This is a genomic window from Allobosea minatitlanensis (assembly GCF_964020775.1).
On the sequence record NZ_OZ224509.1, the window covers coordinates 3,379,965 to 3,400,554 of the forward strand.

Genomic DNA, 20,590 nt, shown 5'->3' on the forward strand with positions numbered 1-20,590 from the left:
CCCCAAGAAACGGCGCAGAGACGCCGGAACCGACAGGTCAGGTCCAACATGGTGCGCTCGCTCACATCCCGGCCGCTTCTCGCCGCCTCCGCCTTCACGATCCTTCTGATGCTCGGCGCCGGCACCGCCCAGGCCGGCGGCTGCCACGGCTCGGCCTGCTACAACCTCGTCACCACGCCGCCGGTCTACGGCACCGTGGACGAGACCTATCAGCTCCGCCCGGCGCAGGTGCAGCGCCATGTCGTCCCCGCCGAATACGAGACCGTCACCGAAAACGTGATGATCGCCCCGGCCCGCCAGATCCCGCATCACCGGGCGGCGGTCTACGAGACCGTCACGGAAAAGGTGCTGATCGCGCCGGCGGGCCGCCGCTGGGAAGTCACCCGGGACGCCTGGGGCAACACCGTCGGCTGCTGGGTCGATGTCCCCGCCCGATACGGCTACCGGAGCCGCCAGGTCGAGGTTTCGCCGGCGAGCGTCGACTACGAGACGATTCCCGCCGTCTACACGCAGCGCCAGCGCAAGGTGATGGTGAGTCCCACCCGGGTCGTCCGGCAGGAGATCCCCGCCGTCTACGCGACGCGGCAGCGCCAGGTCCTGGTCAGCCCCGGTTCGCAATACTGGTCCCGCGCCCGCTACTGAGCCCGGCGCCGAACTGATTCACGCAGACCCTTCATCCACGGAAACGACCACTGACACCCCGGCCCCGCGCCGGGGTTTTTTCTGGGCGCGGCGGCCTGTGCCCGTCCGGATGGGAAGCGCCGGGCCGCGCGGCGGTCAGACGTAGCGTTCGCCGAGCAGGAGAACGCAGACCCCGACGACGAAGGCGAGGAAGCGGGCCGGCATGCCGACCAGCGTGCCCGGCGAGCGGCCAGTGGCCTGGCCGAACAGCAATTCGGCGAGTCCCAGGCCGAGCAGCACGATGACGAAAGGCGGAAAGGCCCCGTCGCGCGCGACGAGACCGGCTTTCGCGGCACAGGCGACGACGGCGCCGAGAAGGGCGCCCAGCGCGACGAAGAGAAGCTCGTTCCGCGACAGGCGCATCGCTTCGCTCAGCGGCGGCGGAAATTCTGGCGCGGCGGGCCGCCGGGCGCCGGACCCGCCGTCTTCTGGCGGAAGTTGATGCGGCCGCGGTCGAGGTCGTAGGGCGACATCTCGACGATGACGCGGTCGCCCGCGATGGTGCGGATGCGGTTCTTCTTCATCTTGCCGGCCGCATAGGCCAGGATGACGTGATCATTGTCGAGCTTGACCCGGTAGTTGCCGTCCGGGAGCACCTCCACCACGGTGCCGTCGAATTCAAGCAGTTCTTCTTTCGCCATCTGTCGTCCTTCGTGAGCCCTGGATTACGCGCCGGCCAGGTTGCGTGGCAATCTGACCGGAGCACGCGCCCCTACCAGTAGTCCGGAGACGGATTCGCCGGCCAGATCGAACAACCTGGCCGGATCCGGCTCCTGGCGCGGAGGCAGGCCGTCATCGGAGAGGCCTGCCCCGTTCTGGCCGAGCGCGCGTCAGTGCGCGCGCCGCCGGGCGCCGTTGGTGCGTGGTTGCTGTGTTCTTTGCTGCAAGAACGCGACGCCGCCAAGCCCTTCTTTCGCGGAAGCGGTTTCTTTTCGCGGCTGGCCCTGATCGGGGCGCTGCGCCCGCTCGGCATTGCGCGGCCGGTGCTCGTGGCGCTCCGTCCGGTCCGGGCGCGAAGCGCCGCCGGCATGGCTGCGCGGGCCGTCCTGTCGCTTGCCATCCTGCCGCTTGGCCTGCTGGCCCTGCGGCCGGCCCTGGCCCTGCGGCCGGGCCTGCTGCTGGCCGCGGCCGCCGCCGCGGTTGGGCTGCGGCTTCTTCGGCGTGCGGCCGTCCCAATAGGGCACCTCGCCGATCGGCGCCGGCTTGACGCCGGTGAGCTTCTCGATGGCGGCGAGGTCGCCGCGCTCCTCCGGCGTGCAGAAGGCGATGGCGATGCCCGCCGCCCCGGCGCGGGCCGTCCGGCCGATGCGGTGGACATAGGTCTCCGGCACGTTCGGCAGGTCGAAGTTCACGACATGGCTGATGCCGTCGACATCGATGCCGCGCGCCGCGATGTCGGTCGCGACGAGGATGCGCAAGGAGCCGTCGCGGAAGGCGCCGAGCGCGCGCTCGCGCTGGCCCTGGCTCTTGTTGCCGTGGATCGCGGCGGCCTCGATGCCGGCCTGGCCGAGCTGGCGCACGACCTTGTCGGCGCCGTGCTTGGTGCGGGTGAAGACGATGGCGCGCTCGAGCTCGGGCACGTTCAGCGTCTTCGCCAGCAGCGCCGGCTTGTCGCCCTGCTCGGTGAAGACGACGCGCTGGTCGATCTTCTCCGCCGTGGTGGCGACCGGCGTCACCGCGACCTCGACCGGGTCGGTGAGGTAGGCGGAGGCGATCTCGCGGATCGGCTTCGGCATGGTCGCCGAGAAGAGCAGCGTCTGGCGCTCCTTCGGGATCAGCGTGGCGATGCGGCGCAGCGCGTGGATGAAGCCGAGGTCGAGCATCTGGTCGGCCTCGTCGAGGACGAGGAACTCGATCTCGCGCAGCGAGACGGCCCGCTGGTCGACGAGGTCGATCAGGCGGCCGGGCGTGGCGACGAGGATGTCGATCTTGTCGCCGAGCGCGCGGATCTGCTTGCCGACCGGCACGCCGCCGAAGATCACCGTCGATTTCAGCGTGGTGAACTGGGCATAGGCGCGGGTCGAGGCCTCGATCTGGGCGGCGAGCTCGCGCGTCGGCGACAGGATGAGCACGCGCACGGCGCGCGGCGAGAGGCGCCGCGGCGTCGCCAGCAGCTTGTTCAGCATCGGCAGCGCGAAGGCCGCGGTCTTGCCGGTGCCGGTCTGGGCGGCGCCGAGCAGGTCGCGACCCTGCAGAATATGGGGGATGGCCTGCGCCTGGATCGGCGTGGGCGTTTCATAGCCCTCGGCCGCGAGCGCCTTGAGAAGGGGCTCGGCGAGGCCGAGATCGGTAAACTTTGTCAAGAAGGAGCTTTCTGGGCGCCGTGGCGACGGGGGGCGCATGTGGTTTCGGCTGCGCCGCCGGCCCGTACCCGGCCTGGATATCGAAGAATCGGTCCCGCCGGCGAACCGCTAGCCACAGCGCCGGCAGGCTTGTCGTGGACCGGGGCGCTCGAAGCGCGCCCGGTCGATCGGTCATCTCACTCGGCGACGAGGTTGCCGGCCGAGGTCTTGCCGGTCTTGCGATCGGCGACGAGTTCGTAGGAGACGACCTGGCCGTCGCGCAGCTCGCGCAGGCCGGCGCGCTCCACGGCCGAGATGTGGACGAACACGTCCTGGCCGCCGTTCTCAGGGGTGATGAAGCCGTAGCCCTTGGTGGCGTTGAACCACTTCACGGTGCCCTTGTTCATGGCAAATGTCCTTGCATTCAGATCCCGCGTCTATCGTGATGACACGACGTGACGCGCGGACGCCTCGCCATGGCCTTGTAGCGATGTGTGGTGGATCTGATTCATGCCCACGAGCCGGAGGGACCAGCAAGCGGAGGAGTGGCCAGAACCCGGCCGCATCTCGTCTTACGTCAGTGCGGATAGCACGAAATGCAAGAAACGTCCAGCAAGGCGCCCGACGGCCGCCGGACCACGCCGCGCGACCGCGTGTCCACGGGCGGATGGAGGCTGAACCATGCCCGTGACGCTGAAGGGTTCCTGCCGCTGCGGAGCGGCCCGCTTCTCGGTCGAGAGCCGCCGGCTCCCGAGAAGACGCATGTCATGCTGCGCTTCGAGGCCGGCTGGGTCGAGCCCGCGATCGGGGCGAACGACCTCGGCTTCGACGACTCTCCGGAGGAATCGATCGGGGACTGGCACCGCAGGCACGGCCTCTGGATCGACTGATCGCCGGCCTGCGCAAACCGGCGCGGCGCGGCGCCGCCCGCCTCCCTCTCAGCCGGAGGCGAAGCAGGACGGAGGGAGGGTCTTTCCCTCCCATTCGGCATAGGCCTCGGGCGCCAGCACCCGGACCGCGACCGGCTGCTCGCCGCCCCCGGGCGCCGAAGCTCCGCCGCCGGCCTCTCCCGCCGGAAGCTTGACGGTCGCCTCCTCGACCCGGCCGGGAACCCCGGTCAGGGCCAGGCCGAATTGCGGCAGCCGCCAGGGGCGGATCGTATCGCTCGCCGTCACCAGAAGACGCACCGGCGTGTCGGCCGGAACCACCAGCTCGCCGGCCACGACGCAGGCATCGTCGGGCCCCATGCCGCCCGGCTGGACGTAGTCGTAACGCCAGCCCTCCGGCGTGCCGGTCGCCAGGATGCGGCGCGCCGGCTGCGGCTCGGGCTCAGACTCCTGCGGGCCGCCCTGCACGAGCAGCTTCAGCGCCTCGCGGCAGGGCTGCTGCATGGCGGCGGGCTGACCGCTGCAAAGATCCGGCGTCCCGGCCTCGGACGGGATTGCGAAACCGCAGCCGAGAGCGAGCAGCAGCCCGCCGCCGAAGCCGCTGAGCCGCGGGCCCGCCACGGCTCAGCCGTCCTTCGGCTTGATCGCCCCCAACGCCGCCTGCGCGGCGGCGAGGCGGGCGATCGGCACGCGGAAGGGCGAGCAGGAAACGTAGTCGAGCCCGACGCTCTCGCAGAAGCCGATCGAGGCCGGGTCGCCGCCATGCTCGCCGCAGATGCCGAGCTTGATGCCGGAGCGGGCCCTGCGGCCGCGCTCGGCGGCGAGCTTCACCAGTTCGCCGACGCCCTCCTGGTCGATGGTGACGAAGGGATCGGCCTCCAGCAGGCCCTTGGCGGTGTAGGAGCCGAGGAAGGAGGAGGCGTCGTCGCGCGAGATGCCGAGCGTCGTCTGGGTCAAGTCGTTGGTGCCGAAGGAGAAGAACTCGGCGCTCTCGGCGATCTCCGCGGCGCGCAAAGCGGCGCGCGGCAGCTCGATCATGGTGCCGACCTGATAGTCGATGGTCGTGCCGCTCTCCTGCATCACCGCCTTGGCCATGGCGTCGATGCGCGCCTTGACGAGGTCGAGCTCCGGCTTGCCCATGACGAGCGGCACCATCACCTCCGGGATCACCGGCTTGCCGGTCTCCTTGGCGGCGATCACCGCCGCCTCGAAGATGGCGCGGGCCTGCATCTCGGCGATCTCGGGGAAGGCGACGGCGAGGCGGCAGCCGCGGAAGCCGAGCATCGGGTTGAACTCGTGCAGCTCGGCGGCGCGGTGCTTCAGCGCATCCGGCGTGACGCCGAGCGCGCCGGCGACCTCGGCGATCTCCTTCTCGCCCTGCGGCAGGAACTCGTGCAGCGGCGGGTCGAGCAGGCGGATCGTCACCGGCAGCCCGCTCATGATGGTGAAGAGCTGGACGAAGTCCTGGCGCTGCATCGGCAGGAGCTTGGCCAGCGCGGCGCGGCGGCCCCTGTCGTCAGCGGAGAGGATCATCTCGCGCACCGACTGGATGCGGCTCTCGTCGAAGAACATGTGCTCGGTGCGGCAGAGCCCGATGCCCTCCGCCCCGAATTTGCGGGCGGTCCTGGCGTCCTCCGGCGTCTCGGCATTGGCGCGGACCTTGAGGCGGCGGACCTTGTCGGCCCAGCTCATCAGCTTGGCGAAGTCGCCGGAGAGCTCCGGCTGCTGCATCTTGATCTCGCCGAGCAGCACCTGGCCGTTGCCGCCGTCGATGGTGAGGACGTCGCCGGCCTTGAGCGTCGTCGGGCCGATCGAGAGCGTGCGCTTGGCGTAGTCGACGCGGATCTGGCCGGCGCCCGAGACGCAGGGCTTGCCCATGCCGCGCGCCACCACCGCCGCATGCGAGGTCATGCCGCCGCGGGTGGTGAGGATGCCCTCGGCGGCGTGCATGCCGTGGATGTCCTCCGGCGAGGTCTCGACGCGGACGAGGATGACCTTCCTGCCGGCCTTCCTGGCGGCCTCGGCATCGTCCGAGTTGAAGACGATCTCGCCGGCGGCTGCACCGGGCGAAGCCGGCAGGCCGGTGGTGAGCACGCGGCGCTCGGCCTTGGGGTCGATGGTCGGGTGCAGGAGCTGGTCGAGGGCGGAGGGCTCGACGCGGCCGACCGCTTCCTCCTCGCTGATCAGCCCCTCATCGGCGAGGTCGACCGCGATCTTGAGCGCCGCCCTGGCGGTGCGCTTGCCGGAGCGGGTCTGCAGCATCCAGAGCTTACCCTCCTGGATGGTGAACTCCATGTCCTGCATGTCGCGATAGTGCTTCTCGAGGATGCCGTAGATGCGGACGAGCTCCGCATAGGCCTCCGGCATCGCCGTCTCCATCGAAGGCTTGTCGGAGCCGGCCTCCTTGCGGGCCGCCTCCGTGATGTCCTGCGGCGTGCGGATGCCGGCGACGACGTCCTCGCCCTGGGCGTTGATCAGGAACTCGCCATAGAGCGCGTTCTCGCCGGTCGAGGGATTACGGGTGAAGGCGACGCCGGTGGCGGAGGTGTCGCCCATATTGCCGAACACCATCGACTGGACGTTGACCGCCGTGCCCCAGGAGGCCGGGATGCTGTTGAGCTCGCGGTACTTGATGGCGCGGGCGTTCATCCAGGAGGAGAAGACGGCGCCGACCGCGCCCCAGAGCTGCTGCTCGGGATCCTGCGGGAAATCGGAGCCGAGCGCCTTCTTCACGATCTCCTTGTACTTGCCGACCAGCACCTTCCAGTCGTCGGCTTTGAGGTCGGTGTCGAGGTGGTAGCCCTTGCGCTCCTTGTAGTCCTCCAGCGCCTCCTCGAAGAGACCGTGGTCGATGTCGAGCACGACGTTGGAATACATGGTGATGAAGCGGCGATAGCTGTCCCAGGCGAAGCGGGCGTCGCCCGAAGCCCTGGCGACCGCCTCGACCGTCTCGTCGTTGAGGCCGAGATTGAGGACGGTGTCCATCATGCCGGGCATCGAGGCGCGGGCGCCGGAGCGGACCGAGACGAGCAGCGGGTTGGCGGGGTCGCCGAAGGTCTTGCCGGTGAGCTTGGCCATGCCGGCGAGCGCGGCCTTGACCTGTGCGTCGAGATCGGCCGGGAACTGCTTGCCGTGATCGTAGTAGTAGGTGCAGACCTCGGTGGTGATGGTGAAGCCGGGCGGGACGGGCAGGCCCAGATTGCTCATTTCGGCCAGGTTCGCACCCTTGCCGCCGAGCAGATTCTTCATTCCGGCCTCACCTTCGGCCTTGCCGTCGCCGAAGGTATAGACCCACTTCCCACCTGCCATCACTTCAACCTCTTCGTTTGCAGCCGGACGCCAACAAACGCCGCGGCAATGCGAAAGTTTCGTGCGCGAGCCGCCCCTACCCTATGGGCACAGGGCGGCGGGACGGGGCGGTCATGCCCAAAACGACATGAACAATCAATGAGCAGGTGCAACAAACTTTCCGCAGCCGCACAGATAGCGATGTTTCATGTCGCGGACCGGTTGCGCGCGGCCCGCGGCCAGCGCAGCGGCCAGGCGACGATGCGCTCCGCCACCTCCTCCTCCGGGACCTCGTCCTCATTGGCGAAGACGCGGTCGCGCACGGAGACGCCGGCCGCGACGACGGTCTCGGGATCGCCCGAGACGAGCGGGTGCCACCAGGGCAGGTCCCGCCCCTCCGCCACGAGGCGGTAGGCGCAGGTCGGCGGCAGCCAGGGCAGCGTGCGCACCTCCTGCGGCGTCAGCGTGATGCAGTCGGGAACAACGGCGGAGCGGTTGGGATAGTCGCGGCAGCGGCAATTGCCGGCGTCGAACAGGCGGCAGCCGATATCGGTGGCGTAGAGATGCCCGGTGTCCTCGTCCTGAAGCTTGACGAGGCAGCAGCGCCCGCAGCCGTCGCAGAGCGACTCCCATTGCGCGGCGTCCATCGCCTCCAGCGGCGTGGTTCGCCAGAACGGTTCGGTTGCGGCGCTGCTCGGCTTCATGGCTGGCTTATGCGCCGATGCGGCGGAAGATGGAAGGGCGGCAGGCCCGCGAGCCGCGGCTGTCCCGATCCGGGACGGCGCCGCCGGCCCGTTTCCTGCAGTCGATTCACGCCGTTGGCATAAGGATTTCGCCGGGCCGCCCTTCATCGGGCGCGCGTCGTGATTATGTGTCCGATTCCGGGCGCTCTCCTGTTGCCAAGGCGGCAATCGCGCGGCAGGACTGTGTCGGGGGCCATTCGGGAAGCCTGGAACGGCCATGGAGTTCAGGAAGGCAGGCTGGAGGACGCGGCTGAAGCGCGGAGCGCTCGCCGTCGATTCATGGCTGGATGCCGGGCTCTGGGGCGCGGGTCGCCGGGCCGGCGAGATCTATGAGCGCATCCGCAGCCAGGCCGACCGCCTCACCGTCACCGGCGTCCGGCGCGTCGCCGCCGAGCTTGCCAGCGAAGGGCTGAACATCGGCATCGTCGGTGCGCTGTTCCTGCTGATGCTGGCGCTGCCGGCCTTCCGCATCGGCAATGAGGAGGCGCTGAAGAGCCAGGTGCTCGCCGTCTCCTTCCTCGACCGCTACGGCAACCCGATCGGCCATCGCGGCGCAAGGCACGACGACTCGCTGAAGCTCGAGGAGATGCCGGACCATCTGCTGAAGGCGGTGATCGCCACCGAGGACCGGCGCTTCTACGACCATTTCGGCATCGACGTGATCGGCACCTTCCGGGCGCTGACCGTCAACGCCCGCGCTTCCGGCGTGGTGCAGGGCGGCTCCTCGCTGACGCAGCAGCTCGCCAAGAACCTGTTCCTCTCCAACGAGCGCTCGCTCGACCGCAAGATCAAGGAGGCCTTCCTGGCGCTCTGGCTGGAGGCGCGGCTGAGCAAGAACGAGATCCTCAAGCTCTATCTCGACCGCGCCTATATGGGCGGCGGCACCTTCGGGGTCGCGGCGGCGGCGGAGTATTATTTCGGCAAGTCGGTGAAGGACGTCTCGCTGGCGGAGGCGGCGATGCTCGCCGGCCTGTTCAAGGCGCCGACGAAATATGCGCCGCATGTCAACCTGCCGGCCGCCCGCGCGCGGGCCAACGACGTGCTCAACGCCATGGTCGATGCCGGCTTCATGACCGCCGGCCAGGTCGACAGCGCCAAGCGCAACCCGGCGACGCCGGTCGACCGCAAGCGCGATTCCAGCCCGGACTACTATCTCGACTGGGCCTTCGACCAGGTGAAGGAGCTGGCCGAGGAGGGCAAGCTCGGCTCCGACCGCGTGCTCACCGTCAGGACCCCGCATGATGCCGCGATCCAGGAGCGCGCCGACGAGGCGATCGAGACGATCCTGCGCCAGCACGGCCCGGCCTATCGCGTGAAGCAGGCGGCGACGGTGGTGATGGACCCGGACGGGGCGGTGCGCGCCATCGTCGGCGGGCGCGACTACGGCGCGAGCCAGTTCAACCGCGCGACGGCGAGCCTGCGCCAGCCCGGCTCCTCCTTCAAGCCCTATGTCTATGCGACGGCGCTCTCGGCCGGGCTCTACCGGCCGAACAGCATCGTCACCGACCGGCCGGTCTGCATCGGCAACTGGTGCCCGAAGAACTATGGCGGCTCGTTCTCGGGCTCGATGCCGCTCTATGTGGCGCTGGCGAAGTCGATCAACTCGATCCCGGTGCAGATGTCGATCGCGATCGGCCGCGCCACCGGCGAGACCCATGAGGCGCGCGCCGCCGCGATCGGCCGCAAGAAGATCGTGGCGACGGCGCGCGCGATGGGCCTGACCACCCCGCTCACCGACACGGTCTCGCTGCCGATCGGCGCGGCGGAGGTGACGGTGATCGACCAGGCCGCCGGCTACGCCGTCTTCGCCAATGGCGGCAAGCGCGCCAAACCCTATGCCGCGATCGACATCACCAACTCGCAGGGCGAGCTGATCTACGACCACAGCCGCGACGAGCCGGAGCCGCAGCAGGTGCTCAGCACCCAGGTCGTGCATGACATGAACTTCATGCTCGCCAAGGTGCCGACCGAGGGCACCGGCCGGCGCGCCGCCCTCGACGGCGTGGTCACGGCCGGCAAGAGCGGCACGACCAACGGCTACAAGGACGCCTGGTATGTCGGCTTCTCCGGCAACCTCGTCGAGGCGGTCTGGTTCGGCAACGACAATTCCTCCGAGACGGCGAACCTGACCGGCGGCGCGCTGCCGGCGATGACCTTCAAGGAGGTCATGCAGTTCGCCCATCGCGGGCTGGAGCTGAAGCCGATTCCGGGCGTGCCGGTCGATCCGAAGGCGGCGGCCGTCGCCAAGGCCGGCGCCAGCACGCCCGACCCGCTCGGCGCCGGCATGCCGGGCGCGGGCCATATGCCGCGGCAGTCCTTCGAGGTGCTGTCGGCCGTCGGGGCGATGTTCAGGACCATCGAGCCCTCGCGCAGCGCCGCCCGCCCGCTCCAGGTCGGCATCCGCGAATTGTCCGGGCCGGAGACGCGGCTGCGCTGAGGGGCGGGCCTCGTCCTTTCCGTCGTTGCGGGCCCTCGGGCCTCGCCCTCGGCAGGCCCGGAGACAGGCTGCGCAAAGCAGCCCCGGAGGACGAGGCGGCGGCTGGCGGTTGACGATCCGCGGCGGCGAGGTTCAACTCCGGCGGCCTGCGACGCAGAGCGGGCGCGGAAGGCAAGCGTGCGGATTCTCGATCTCGCCTATATCCTCGGGCTCGGCGCCGGCCTCGGGCTGGTCTCCGCCCATTGGGCGGTCGCCGGCCGGCCGGCGGTGGGCAAGGTCGAGGTCGGCTCCTGGATGGCCTGGCCCGGCAGCGGCAGCCGCGGCGTCGATCCCTATATGCGGGCCTATCTGGCGCGCGGCGTCCATCTGCCGCTCGGCGCCGGCGAAGGGGTCGAGCTGATCGCCGAGCGCAGCGACGACGGAGCCCATCTCGACGGCCGCTGCCGCTACCGGCTGAGCGGCAACGTGCCGACGACGCGCGGCTGGACGCTCGGCGTCACCGACGGCGCCGGCCGCCCCTTCGCCCTGCCGCTCGACCGGGCGAGCTTCAGCGATGCCGAGATCGTGCGGGGCGAGGACGGCGCGCTGTCGATCGTCGCCGCGGCGGCGCCGCAATCCGGCAACTGGCTGCCCCTGCCGGCTGCCGGCCGCTTCCAGTTCCGGCTGCGGCTCTACGACACGCCCGTCTCCAGCCAGACCGGCGAGACGCGCGCGGCGAACCTGCCGCGGATCGCCCGCCTGGATTGCCGATGAGCGCGATCGACCACGACGCGGCGCCCCTGCCCGCACCCGCGCAGCGCCGCTGGCCGCAGCGGCTGCGCGCCGCCGGCATGCGCCTCGTCCTGACGACGCTGGCCGGCCTGATGCTCGCGGCGATCGTGCACATCGTCACGATCCTGCTGATTCCGGTCCTGTCGCAGCGCGACGCGGCCCATGCCTATCGCGAGCTCGGCGCCGAGGGGCATGCCGAGATCGTTCCGCTGGCGCGCGGCTCCGGCGCCCTCCCCGCCCTGCAGGAGGCCGACCCCAACGTGATCACCGCGGTCTGCGCCTATGATCTCGCGGCCGGCCCCGTGCGCGTCCTGGCCCGAACCGGGACCCTGCCGCTCGGCCTGACGCTGCACCGCCAGGGCGGCGGCGTGATCTACGCGATCACCGATCGGGCGGCGATCCGCGGCGTGCTCGAATTCCTCGTCCTCACCGAGGGGCAATATGACGAGCGCGTCGCCAATGACGAGGAGGGCGAGACCAGCCGCGAGCTGCGCGTGGTGTCGGACACGCAGCGCGGGCTGATCGTGGCGCGGGTGCTCGCCAAGCGGCCTTCCGACCGGGGCGATGCGGAAGCCCTCGCCGGCGGCGTCCGGTGCGGCCCGGCGGACTGAGCCCCTCGCCTCGCCGCGCTCTCAGCCCTTGTAGACCACGGGGCGCTTCGCGCCCTCGCCGAAGGCGTCGTTCAGCGGCATCCTGCAGAGCGGGCCGGCCTCGGCCTCCAGCGCCATGATGGCGCGCTCGGCCCTGACCGCCTCGCGCGACGGCATCTCGACGACGAGATTGGCGAGCGCGTGGCGGTAGCTCCTGATGCGGAAATCGAGGCGCTCGCAGACCCAGAAGATCAGCCCCTCGTTCTCGATCACCCGGGCCAGCGCCGGGTCCTGCTTCTCCGGCGCGATATCGGGCGAGGCCTGGACGGTGCGCATCCTCACCCGGTCCATGCTCACCACCCGCATGGCATTGGCCCGGAACGGCCCGATCAGCAGGCGGTCGGCATTGGCGTCCTCGGTCATGCGGTTGTAGCGCGAGGCCTGCGAGGCGAAGGCGATTCCGGTCAGCCCGCGAAAGTAATCCGAGACGTCGGTCGACTGGGCCGCCACCGGCAGGATGCGGGTATGGGCCAGGTTCGAGACCTCGCCCTGGAAGACGCTGTTCGGGCTGGCCGGCATGACGAAGCGCCAGGCGCGGTCGCGCATCTGCTCCTCGTCGTCGGTCAGGCGGAAGCGGGAGGCGGCCTCGCCGCGCCCGGCCGCCGCGGCGAAGCCCGCCTCGGGCGCCAGAAGCTGGGACCAGACGGTCGGGCGCGGCCGGCCGAGATCGCCGGTGGTCGCGGTGCAGGCGCAGGCCAGCCAGGCCGGCAGCAGGGCGGAAGCGATCTTGCCGGGGCGGCACCGGCCGGACGCCCTTGCGAACGGAGCTGTCGTCACGCCGGCCGCCTTGCCTTCCTGCGCCCGGCCGCCTTGCCCGGCGCCGGGCGGCGGCCGCGCGACGCGGCGGCCGGCTCCGCGGCGGCCCTTACGCTGCGCTCGGCCGCGGGTTCGGCTGCGCGCTCGTAGCGCACGCCGGTGAAGAACAGGATCTCGGCCGTCTCCTGCGGAAAGGCGCAGAAGCGCGGGCGGTGGCGCCGCCAGAGCGCGAAGGGGATGACGTCGGCCATGAGCGCCTCCTTGCCCGGCGCGTGGTTGCGGTCGCTGGAGCCACGGAGGTTGCGCAAGCCGCACCCCGAGTCGCAGCTCTCAAGACCATCAGGGCCCGACATGGTTAACGCAGTCTTACCAATCCTCGACTTATGCGATTGTTTTTTCATCGCATGAGTTTTCACGCCTTGCCGGAACAAAGCGGGACATAGCCGAAACGAAGGGTGTCCGCTTTCAACAGGTTTCACCCCTACCCCGGACCTCCCCCCATGTCTGAGCGGGAGCACACGAAGGGGCGGGAAGCGCCCACAATGCGCGTGCTCGTCGCCTGCGAGTTCAGCGGTACGGTGCGCAGGGCTTTTTCAGCCCGAGGACATGACGCCTGGTCGTGCGACCTCCTGCCCGCAGAGGACAGGAGCAACCGGCATATCGTCGGAGATGCCCGCGACATCCTGAACGACGGGTGGGACCTGCTCATGGTCGCTCATCCGCCGTGCACGCGGCTCTGCAATTCCGGGGTGCGCTGGCTGTCAGTCCCACCGCCGGGCCGGACAGTCGACGACATGCAGGATGAGCTTGCCGATGGTGCGGCGCTGTTCTCCGCGTTCTGGAATGCGCCGATCGACCGCATCTGCGTCGAAAACCCGGTCATGCACCGGCATGCGAAGGCGTTGATCGAAAACTACCGCGAGCCGGCGCAAAGCGTGCAGCCGTGGCAGTTCGGCCATGGAGAAGTGAAGCGCACCTGCTTCTGGCTGAAGAACCTGCCGGCGCTGAAGCCGACAGACATCGTCGATGGCCGCGAGGCCCGTGTTCACCGTCAGCCCCCCGGCCCGAACCGCTGGCGCGAGCGCTCGCGCTTCTTCCCCGGCATTGCCGAGGCAATGGCTGACCAGTGGGGCGATCTTGGCCCCGTCACAGACCTTTTCGGAGCCGCAGCATGACCCGCCCCACCCCAGCAGCAAGGGAAGAAGCCGAGAGGGTTCTCGCCATCCTCAAGCGCCATATCAAGGTCGACGCGACTGGGATCGCTCCCGCAGTCGCCAGCCATTACCTCACAGGCTTCGATGAGGCGGCTGAAGAGATCGTCGCACTCCTCCGCCCCTCGCCCTCCGAGGCGGGCGGTGTGGAGGCGGACGAGGCCCCAATCACCCTCGCGGCGCGGGCTATCGCAAAACGTCGTGACGCCTGGAAGGCGGGAGAGCGCGTCGCGCCCGACTACCTGAAGGACGCCAGCGCGGCGGTTCATGCCTATCTCGCGGCGCTGAAATCCACCCCTTCCGCCCCGGCCGCGGCGCCCGTTGAGGATGGGGGAGAATGGCCGAAAGATCACGAGACGGGCCTGAACGACCTGTCGCTCGGCACTCTGCTCCGCGAGACGCGCAAGGACGCCCTCTGGCCCTCGCCTGCGGGCGGTGCCGTGCGGGAGGCGGCCATAGGACTGCTGACTGAACTGGACGATTATTGCAGCGGGGAACGGTCCTACGATCGACGCTTGAATGAAGCGAGGCGGCTGTTGGAGGCCGCCCTGTCCTCTCCCGCGACGCCCGAGCCCGCCCTTGCGGGTGGGGAGGCATACGCGATCAAATCTCTCATGAAGGCCGTCCAGCGGGCAGAGAACGGCGCCGGAACCCTCCCCGCGAAGGAGGCTGTCAAGTTGCGACCGTCCGACTGGCACGCGGTCTGTGACCGGGCGCGCAAGCTTGCCGCCCTTTCCCCCGCGCCAGCGCCGGATCAGAAGGGAATGGGAGAATGAGCAAGCTGGGCATAGCAGAAATTCGCGCGCTCCAATTCCTGCGGGCGAAGCACGACAAGAACCCGAATGCGCCTTACGGCTGGCATATGCCTTCCCAACGCACGGCGCGCGCCTGCCGAGCATCGCTCGAACGTAAGGGGCTGGTAGCTATCGAGCGTCTTTCGCCGACGCATTTCCGCTACCACATCACCGAAGCCGGCCGCTCTGCCCTGTCCACCCCTGCGGATGCGAAGGAGAAGAACGATGGGTGACGACTATTCGGATGATGGGCACCTTGAGGCTTATCGCCGCGAACGAGATGGGAACGTCGTCAATCCGAGCCAGAACGAGGGCCGCTATGACGGCTACCGGCATTGATGCCGCTGGCGATCTCGTCACCGAAATTGAAGGTGGCGCCCTGAAGCGCTCCGAGAAGAGCGGACCGGCCCATTGACACGTCTGGGGCCGGCGCGACTGGCGCCGGGGCATCCTCGATGAGTTTGAAACCTTCGGGTAGCGCAGCCGGCGCCGGTCCGGGGCTCTGCCTCTGGTGCGGCCTGACATTGACGACGAGCGGGCCACTGCCAGTATCGGAGGGCGGTTCGTCGATCAGTTGGAAGCCTGCTGGTAGTTCAGCCATGCTGGACTCTTTCAGATACGCTTGAAGCGTAATTTCACTTGCTCTTTCTGCGCTCGAAGCGTAGTGTGAGCTATGGATTTCGAATGGGACGAGGGCAAAAGCGAAGGCAATCTGCGAGAGCGCGGATTTGGCTTCGACCTCGCAGCGTCGATATTCTTGGGACCGGTCTTGGAGGCCGAGGACACTCGCCATGATTATGGCGAGGTTCGCATCAAGGCTCTTGGATCAGTCCAAGGCATCATCCTTGTGGTGATATACACTGACCGCGACGGCATCAGGCGCATCATTTCCGCGCGACGCGCCAAACAGAAGGAGAGAAGGCTATGGCAACTGTTCGCCGGTCTTTAAGTGACCTTCGCGACAATCCCCCCACTTTTGACCGGGCTCGGATCGAAGCGACTACGGATGCCGAAATCCTCCGCCATCAGGTAGAGGACGGCGAAATCACGGACGAGGACGTGAAAACGATCCGTTTGTCGCTACACATGACGCAAGAGCGCTTTGCAACGGCAATCCGGGTGCCTCTCGCCACGCTCCGCAATTGGGAGCAAGGGAGAACCCCTCCTGACCCGGCAGCACGTTCACTCCTCACGATTATAGCCAAGGAGCCCGAACTCGCCCTGAAAGCTCTCGCGGCCTGACCTCTCGACTCTTTCAGGAGCCGCCGTCAGGATCGAGACGGGAGGGCTGAGATATGGACAAGAACACCGTCGAACTGCTGCGCATGGGGGCTGTTGGAAGCGCCATGGAGCTGTGCTTCAAGTTCACGCTCGATAAGCTGGCTCAGCAGCCAGGCATCAATGCCAAAGCAACTATTGATGAAATCGAGAGCGAGCTAGTGGCTGCCGCTAGAAACGCGACCCCGACGCCGAACCTCCCGAACGAGGTTTACCTTTCTCTCGTCGAGAGCGGCGTTAGGGCTTCCGGCGAACGCAGGAGAGGATGACGCAAGCCGTCGCGGGGCGAAGCGCCGCCTTCGTCGTCAGGTCGATCCAATCTTCCCGCTTCCGAATGGCGAGAAAGTCGGGGATCTCCTCGGGCTCCGGCGCCGGCTCCGGCTCGATGACGCGCACACGCTCGATCGGCACGACAGCAGCCTTCGGCCGAAGGCGCGCCCGATAGGCCGCCAGCATCTCCTCTGCGGAGGCGTATTCGCGGACGGCGATCATTTACGCCGCCTCCTCGTCAGAAGCGAAGTGCCTCGCGCGCTGAGCCATTCTGCGAAGGCGATCAATCTCCGCCCGATTGCCCTCTGGATCGACACTCGCAAGACGAGCGGCGTAAAGCTCCATCGTGTTTGCATGCTGGTGCATCTCTCGGGTGATGATGCGCTCCGCGATCCGGGCGCGGGCGGCTTCAAGGGCGTGGATCTCTTCAGCCAGGACGGCTCGGGCTTCGCGGTTCCAGAGCGCGCGAGCGCGGCGGGCGTTGATGCCGATGAAGGCCGCCGCACGCGGCAGAGCCGATTTGAGCGGAAGCTGGGGCGCAACGAACTGGAGCACCGCGCCGATATGGGCACGTGCCTGGATGGCTACAGTCATGTCAGGGGTACTCGACTGATAGGCCTTGGGCAGATCACCCAAGCTCTTGGGGTTGGCTTCCATGATCTCGGTCCTTCGATCTCTGACGTTTGGGGCGTCAGGCGGCGAAGGAAGGAGCGCTCATGGAGCGGTTGGATCAGGTCGTGGCGCGGGTGCTGGCAGGCTTGCGCGTCGTGACCGAGGAAAAGGCAGGTGGGGCGGCTGTTGAGGCCGCCCCACCACTCGCGCGGGACACAGGGGGAGGAAGCCAGCATGCGAGGAACGGGAACCATCATCCGCGCAGCTCCATCAGGAGCGTCGCAAAGCGGACGACGGGAATGGAGGCGAGGATCAGAGCGCCGAAGTAGAGGGGGCGGTTCATCGAGCCGCCTCCACTTTCGCGGGGATCAGCATGTAGATCTTGCCGCGCTGCTCCATCCAGCCACGATCAACGCGGGCACGTTCGAGACATGGCTGCGCGCTGGGTTCATTCCTAGTCCGCAGATCGAGCGTGGCCAGATCATCCGTTGGCATTGGCCGACGCTGGAAGCGCACCTTGCAGACAACAGCCAAGCAAAGCAGCATGATCCCTTTGTGATGGGGGTGCGCAATGCCGCGAAAGGCCGTCGCCATGCCGCTGCCTAGCGGGGTCTTCAGAACGGTCAAGCCGAACAAGACGTACTGGTATTTCCAGAAGCGTCGCGGGCAGCCTGACGCTGGGCCTATCGTCAAGCTGCCAGAATTCGGGACCCCGGAGTTCTGGTCGGAAATCGCTCGTCTCACCGGAGAGCAGCGGGCTCCGTCGAACACGTTCAAGAACCTGATCAAAGACTACCGCACGCGGCTCGAAAAGAAGGGCCTGAGCGCCGGGACACTGAAGACCTACGATTCCGCGCTGAACCCGATCCGAGAGATGTGGGGCGAGCTGGACCCCGCTGAAACGACGGTGGCGGGCATCATGGAGATGCAGGACAGCTTTTCCGACCGCCCATCGATGGGCAACATGGTGCTGATCCAGCTTCGTGCCCTGATGAAGCTCGCCGTGCAGAAGGGTTGGCGCAAGGACAACCCGGCCCGCGAGATAGACAAGTTCGAGGAAGACCCGGATGGAGCGCAGCCTCTTTCCGCTGAGGCGTGGGCGGCGCTAACATCCGATGCCGCGCCCGACGATCTCAAGCGGTTTGCTATTCTCGGGCGGGCCACAGGCCAGCGCATATCAGACATCATCCGCATGACGCCTGCCGGCCGCGAGCAAGAAGGCTTGAACTGCCGGATCAAGAAGCTCGGGGATAAGCAGCACTGGTGCATCCTCAGCCAGGCGGAGGCCGAGACCATCGATGGGTGGAAGCAGTTCAAGGGCGCCGCTTATGTGATGCAGGACAGCGGCAGGCGTCACAACACGAACTCGATGCGAGATGTCTGGAACGATTTCGCTGCCACCGAGGCAGGATCGGCGCTGAAAGGCTTCACGCCGCACGACCTGCGCGCGACCAAGGTCTGCGATGAACGGATCAGTGGGAAGAGCCATCAGCGCATTGCCGCCATCGTCGGGATGTCCGTCGAGATGGTCATGAAATACAGCCGCCACATCGACCAGAAAGCTGCGGCGCGCGGAACGGGAACGGAACGGGAATAATCAACTCGCGATAATTCGTGAAAACTTTCTCGGCCTATGCTATTGATAAATCAAGGAGATACGGCCCAATGTGGTTAACGCAGTCTTAAACCCTCGGGGATAATCTGCGCGGCGACACCGGATCCCTGCCTCGATGACCAAGCCCGACGCCCACGACCTCGCCCGTCTCGCGCGCCTCGCCCGCGAGGGCGGGCTCGACCTCAGCCAGGTCTCGCTGCGCGTCAAGGCCGACCTGCTGCTGACCGCGTCCCAGCCGCAGCGCGACGATCTCGCCGCCTTCGCGGAGATGGCGACGGCGCTGATCCCGACCGTCGACGAGACGACGGCCCTCGCCCTCGCGCGCAAGCTCTCCGGCTGGCCCCATGCGCCGGCGCCCGTCCTGCTGGCCTTGCGCGCACGCGGCGGCGCCGTCTTCGTCGAGATGCTGCGGCACGGATTGCCGCTCGGCTCCGCCGAGATCGAAAGGCTGGCGGAAACCGGCGACGACGAGACGCTGGCGGCCCTCGCCGCGCGCCGGGACCTGACCGGCGTCGCCGCGCTCATGCTGGTCGAGCGCGACCGGGAAGCGCTCGACCTCGCGCTGATCGCCAATGCCGAGGCGCCTTTGCCCCGGACGGCGGCCGCGCTCCTGATCGCGCGCGCCCGCAGCCGCCCGGCCTACCGGCCCGGCCTCCTCGGCCGTTCCGACCTCGCCAATCTCGACCTCGCGCCGCTCTTCCTGCAGGCGGGCCCCGAGCGGCGGCTCGCCATCCTGGACTCGCTCGCCGCCCATGAGGCGCTGCATCCGGGCGAGCGCTTCACGCCGGTCGCGGCCGCGACCTTCGCGGAATGGCTGGCGCTGGCCAGCGAGGATCACGAGCTGGCCTTCGCCGCGATCGCCCGCTCCTTCGGCGGCGGCCCGGCCTTCGCCGATGCGATGCGGCGCGACGCCTCGCGCGAGCTGGCCGCGCTGGCCCTCGTCGCCAGCGGCGCCACGGTGGAGGAAGCGACGCGGTTTCTGATCCGGCTCGGGGACGAGGCGGCCCATTCCGTCGAACGCATCTTCGCGCTGGTCTCCCTGATGCGCGCGACCCGGCCGGCCGTCGCCCGGCGATTGGTCCAGCAGATCGCCGGACTGGCGCCGGCCCTGCCGCCGCGCCGCGGCCAGCATCAGCCGGCGATGGACCCGAGCGGCACGCCGGCGCGCGCCGGCGCCCTCCGGCCGGAGAGCCAGCCGGCGATGTCGGAGGTGCTCGGCCGGATCGGCCCGCAGCGGGAACGCGGCTGACGCCTCCGCGCGACGCGCCGGAGCGCTGAAAACGCGAGAGTATCGGCTTTTCCCGAAAGCCGCGTTCCAGTTTTCGGGGCCGATGCCCTAGTCCCGCGCCAGCTCCAGACGCGGATCGCCGGCCCGGTTCTCGATCTCGACGAGCCAGAGATCGCCGTCGAAGCGCAGTTCGCGCGCGACGCGATCCTCGACCGCGAGCGGATCGGATTCGAGCAGGAGCTGGAAGCGGCGCACCCCGTCATCGGCGGCGAGAGCCTGCGGTGCCGGGCCGTAGAGCGCCGCCCTGCCGTCCAGCCGGTCGAGCTTGACGAAAATGGCGCCGGCCTCGGCGGCGCCGCGCCGCCGCAGCACCGCGACCAGCCCGTCGAGCGCCGCCTGGCGCAGCCAGGCCGAGACCCAGAATTCGCTGGTGAGACGCGCCATCGCGGCGCCGCCCGCCTCAGTTCGCTGCCGTGCGGCGCGGGGCGGCGGCCGAACGCGCCGATGCGCCCCGGATCTCCGCCGGCGGGCGGAAATCGCCGCCATTGATCAGATCGGCGATCGGATCGCGCGGCGCGGGAGCCGCGGCGCGCGGGGCGGCGGCGGCCGGCGCGGGCGTGCGGGCGACCGTGGTGACGGCCGCCGGCGGCCGCGGCGCGGCCTCGCGCTGCGCCGGCTGGACCTGCGACAGGCCGGTCGGCCGCGACGGCGGCAGGGCCGGCGCCAGCAGCGCCGGGATATCGGCCGGCGGCGGCGCCACCGGCGCCGTCATGGGAGCCGGAGCCGGCGCGGGCTCGGCGCGCCGCAGGGCCGCGGCCGGGCGCGCCTCCTCCGTCGCGCCGGAGCGGGACAGCATCGGATGCGGGTGGCGCGCCTTCTGGAACATCAGCGCGTTGACGACGATGGCGAGCGAGACGAGCCCGAAAGCCAGGAAGACCAGGGCACGGCCCGGGCGCCGGCTGGCGCCGCGCAGCAGCGACGCGAGCCAGGGAGAGGATTTGCGGCGCGCCGGCTGCGCCCGCCGGACCGGGGCGGACAGGGAGGCGCCGGTGCGGGCGCGGGCGGCCATGGTAGCGGACATTGGTTC

At 69.0% G+C, this 20,590-nt stretch carries 27 protein-coding genes; 13 read left to right on the top strand and 14 right to left on the bottom strand.

What is annotated here, in order from left to right; genetic code table 11:
* Nucleotides 1-48: 48 nt before the first annotated feature.
* Nucleotides 49-642: a hypothetical protein gene (locus ACWH43_RS16700; protein ID WP_158443658.1), complete on the top strand. Its 594-nt coding sequence runs from the start codon at nt 49-51 to the stop codon at nt 640-642.
* A 135-nt stretch (nt 643-777) separates the two neighbouring features.
* Here the strand turns inward: ACWH43_RS16700 and ACWH43_RS16705 are convergent, their stop codons facing one another.
* The 4 genes from ACWH43_RS16705 to ACWH43_RS16720 form a co-directional block, all read right to left on the bottom strand.
* Nucleotides 778-1,044, bottom strand: a complete 267-nt coding sequence (locus ACWH43_RS16705) for a hypothetical protein (RefSeq protein WP_158443657.1) — start codon at nt 1,042-1,044, stop codon at nt 778-780.
* A gap of 8 nt (nt 1,045-1,052) precedes the next feature.
* Nucleotides 1,053-1,322, bottom strand: coding sequence for a translation initiation factor IF-1 (infA, locus tag ACWH43_RS16710; RefSeq protein WP_047578165.1), 270 nt, complete (start codon nt 1,320-1,322; stop codon nt 1,053-1,055).
* A 189-nt stretch (nt 1,323-1,511) separates the two neighbouring features.
* Nucleotides 1,512-2,984 carry a DEAD/DEAH box helicase gene (locus tag ACWH43_RS16715; RefSeq protein WP_158443656.1) on the bottom strand — a complete coding sequence of 491 codons (1,473 nt, stop codon included), beginning with the start codon at nt 2,982-2,984 and terminating at the stop codon, nt 1,512-1,514.
* A gap of 176 nt (nt 2,985-3,160) precedes the next feature.
* Nucleotides 3,161-3,370, bottom strand: coding sequence for a cold-shock protein (locus tag ACWH43_RS16720; protein ID WP_158443655.1), 210 nt, complete (start codon nt 3,368-3,370; stop codon nt 3,161-3,163).
* Between the two features lie 360 nt (nt 3,371-3,730).
* On the opposite strand from ACWH43_RS16720, the gene ACWH43_RS16725 reads away from it, so the two are divergent.
* Nucleotides 3,731-3,853: a hypothetical protein gene (locus ACWH43_RS16725; protein WP_260348039.1), complete on the top strand. Its 123-nt coding sequence runs from the start codon at nt 3,731-3,733 to the stop codon at nt 3,851-3,853.
* 48 nt (nt 3,854-3,901) lie between these two features.
* Here ACWH43_RS16725 and ACWH43_RS16730 read toward each other — a convergent pair whose 3' ends face one another.
* The 3 genes from ACWH43_RS16730 to ACWH43_RS16740 form a co-directional block, all read right to left on the bottom strand.
* A complete protein-coding gene (locus ACWH43_RS16730) occupies nt 3,902-4,471 on the bottom strand; it encodes a hypothetical protein (RefSeq protein WP_158443654.1) in 570 nt (189 codons plus the stop codon).
* A gap of 3 nt (nt 4,472-4,474) precedes the next feature.
* Nucleotides 4,475-7,159, bottom strand: a complete 2,685-nt coding sequence (gene ppdK / locus ACWH43_RS16735; protein WP_158443653.1) for a pyruvate, phosphate dikinase — start codon at nt 7,157-7,159, stop codon at nt 4,475-4,477.
* Nucleotides 7,160-7,344: 185 nt separating this feature from the next.
* The gene (locus tag ACWH43_RS16740) at nt 7,345-7,842 is read right to left on the bottom strand and encodes a YcgN family cysteine cluster protein (protein WP_158443652.1); all 498 of its coding nucleotides are present in this window, start codon (nt 7,840-7,842) and stop codon (nt 7,345-7,347) included.
* Nucleotides 7,843-8,098: 256 nt separating this feature from the next.
* On the opposite strand from ACWH43_RS16740, the gene ACWH43_RS16745 reads away from it, so the two are divergent.
* From ACWH43_RS16745 to ACWH43_RS16755, 3 genes are all read left to right on the top strand, one after another.
* On the top strand, nt 8,099-10,318 hold the full coding sequence (locus ACWH43_RS16745; RefSeq protein ID WP_448153549.1) for a transglycosylase domain-containing protein: 2,220 nt from the start codon (nt 8,099-8,101) through the stop codon (nt 10,316-10,318).
* Between the two features lie 177 nt (nt 10,319-10,495).
* Nucleotides 10,496-11,071 carry a DUF1214 domain-containing protein gene (locus tag ACWH43_RS16750; RefSeq protein WP_158448219.1) on the top strand — a complete coding sequence of 192 codons (576 nt, stop codon included), beginning with the start codon at nt 10,496-10,498 and terminating at the stop codon, nt 11,069-11,071.
* Nucleotides 11,068-11,700: a DUF1254 domain-containing protein gene (locus tag ACWH43_RS16755; protein ID WP_448153550.1), complete on the top strand. Its 633-nt coding sequence runs from the start codon at nt 11,068-11,070 to the stop codon at nt 11,698-11,700. The genes ACWH43_RS16750 and ACWH43_RS16755 overlap by 4 nt, the downstream gene beginning before the upstream one ends.
* 21 nt (nt 11,701-11,721) lie before the next feature.
* Here the strand turns inward: ACWH43_RS16755 and ACWH43_RS16760 are convergent, their stop codons facing one another.
* Entirely contained in the window at nt 11,722-12,516 is a 795-nt protein-coding gene (locus ACWH43_RS16760; protein WP_158446785.1) for a hypothetical protein, read from the bottom strand.
* The gene (locus ACWH43_RS16765) at nt 12,513-12,746 is read right to left on the bottom strand and encodes a hypothetical protein (protein ID WP_158446784.1); all 234 of its coding nucleotides are present in this window, start codon (nt 12,744-12,746) and stop codon (nt 12,513-12,515) included. The genes ACWH43_RS16760 and ACWH43_RS16765 overlap by 4 nt, the downstream gene beginning before the upstream one ends.
* A 291-nt stretch (nt 12,747-13,037) precedes the next feature.
* On the opposite strand from ACWH43_RS16765, the gene ACWH43_RS16770 reads away from it, so the two are divergent.
* From ACWH43_RS16770 to ACWH43_RS16795, 6 genes are all read left to right on the top strand, one after another.
* Complete coding sequence (locus ACWH43_RS16770; protein WP_260348040.1) at nt 13,038-13,670, top strand: hypothetical protein; 633 nt, start codon at nt 13,038-13,040, stop codon at nt 13,668-13,670.
* Nucleotides 13,667-14,482 carry a hypothetical protein gene (locus ACWH43_RS16775; RefSeq protein WP_260348041.1) on the top strand — a complete coding sequence of 272 codons (816 nt, stop codon included), beginning with the start codon at nt 13,667-13,669 and terminating at the stop codon, nt 14,480-14,482. Before ACWH43_RS16770 ends, ACWH43_RS16775 begins: the two co-directional genes overlap by 4 nt.
* Nucleotides 14,479-14,733: a hypothetical protein gene (locus tag ACWH43_RS16780; protein WP_260348042.1), complete on the top strand. Its 255-nt coding sequence runs from the start codon at nt 14,479-14,481 to the stop codon at nt 14,731-14,733. The genes ACWH43_RS16775 and ACWH43_RS16780 overlap by 4 nt, the downstream gene beginning before the upstream one ends.
* Before the next feature lie 440 nt (nt 14,734-15,173).
* On the top strand, nt 15,174-15,449 hold the full coding sequence (locus ACWH43_RS16785; protein WP_260348043.1) for a BrnT family toxin: 276 nt from the start codon (nt 15,174-15,176) through the stop codon (nt 15,447-15,449).
* A complete protein-coding gene (locus ACWH43_RS16790) occupies nt 15,425-15,742 on the top strand; it encodes a helix-turn-helix domain-containing protein (RefSeq protein ID WP_260348044.1) in 318 nt (105 codons plus the stop codon). Before ACWH43_RS16785 ends, ACWH43_RS16790 begins: the two co-directional genes overlap by 25 nt.
* A 53-nt stretch (nt 15,743-15,795) precedes the next feature.
* Nucleotides 15,796-16,047: a hypothetical protein gene (locus ACWH43_RS16795; protein WP_260348045.1), complete on the top strand. Its 252-nt coding sequence runs from the start codon at nt 15,796-15,798 to the stop codon at nt 16,045-16,047.
* Here the strand turns inward: ACWH43_RS16795 and ACWH43_RS16800 are convergent.
* The 3 genes from ACWH43_RS16800 to ACWH43_RS16810 all read right to left on the bottom strand — a co-directional run bounded on the left by ACWH43_RS16800 (nt 16,016) and on the right by ACWH43_RS16810 (nt 17,254).
* Nucleotides 16,016-16,270, bottom strand: a complete 255-nt coding sequence (locus ACWH43_RS16800; protein ID WP_260348046.1) for a hypothetical protein — start codon at nt 16,268-16,270, stop codon at nt 16,016-16,018. The genes ACWH43_RS16795 and ACWH43_RS16800 overlap by 32 nt on opposite strands.
* Nucleotides 16,271-16,705 (bottom strand): hypothetical protein, encoded by a 435-nt coding sequence (locus ACWH43_RS16805; RefSeq protein ID WP_260348047.1) that lies wholly within the window; start codon nt 16,703-16,705, stop codon nt 16,271-16,273. It lies immediately after the preceding gene.
* Nucleotides 16,706-16,999: 294 nt separating this feature from the next.
* Nucleotides 17,000-17,254 carry a hypothetical protein gene (locus tag ACWH43_RS16810; protein ID WP_260348048.1) on the bottom strand — a complete coding sequence of 85 codons (255 nt, stop codon included), beginning with the start codon at nt 17,252-17,254 and terminating at the stop codon, nt 17,000-17,002.
* Between ACWH43_RS16810 and ACWH43_RS16815 the strand changes: the two genes are divergently transcribed.
* Together ACWH43_RS16815 and ACWH43_RS16820 are read left to right on the top strand one after the other, a co-directional pair.
* The gene (locus ACWH43_RS16815) at nt 17,253-18,257 is read left to right on the top strand and encodes a tyrosine-type recombinase/integrase (RefSeq protein WP_260348049.1); all 1,005 of its coding nucleotides are present in this window, start codon (nt 17,253-17,255) and stop codon (nt 18,255-18,257) included. The genes ACWH43_RS16810 and ACWH43_RS16815 overlap by 2 nt on opposite strands.
* A gap of 133 nt (nt 18,258-18,390) precedes the next feature.
* The gene (locus tag ACWH43_RS16820; protein ID WP_158446783.1) at nt 18,391-19,524 is read left to right on the top strand and encodes a hypothetical protein; all 1,134 of its coding nucleotides are present in this window, start codon (nt 18,391-18,393) and stop codon (nt 19,522-19,524) included.
* 87 nt (nt 19,525-19,611) lie between these two features.
* Here the strand turns inward: ACWH43_RS16820 and ACWH43_RS16825 are convergent, their stop codons facing one another.
* Together ACWH43_RS16825 and ACWH43_RS16830 are read right to left on the bottom strand one after the other, a co-directional pair.
* Nucleotides 19,612-19,947 carry a DUF1491 family protein gene (locus ACWH43_RS16825; protein WP_158448221.1) on the bottom strand — a complete coding sequence of 112 codons (336 nt, stop codon included), beginning with the start codon at nt 19,945-19,947 and terminating at the stop codon, nt 19,612-19,614.
* A gap of 16 nt (nt 19,948-19,963) precedes the next feature.
* The gene (locus ACWH43_RS16830; RefSeq protein ID WP_158448222.1) at nt 19,964-20,584 is read right to left on the bottom strand and encodes a hypothetical protein; all 621 of its coding nucleotides are present in this window, start codon (nt 20,582-20,584) and stop codon (nt 19,964-19,966) included.
* Nucleotides 20,585-20,590: the final 6 nt, after the last annotated feature.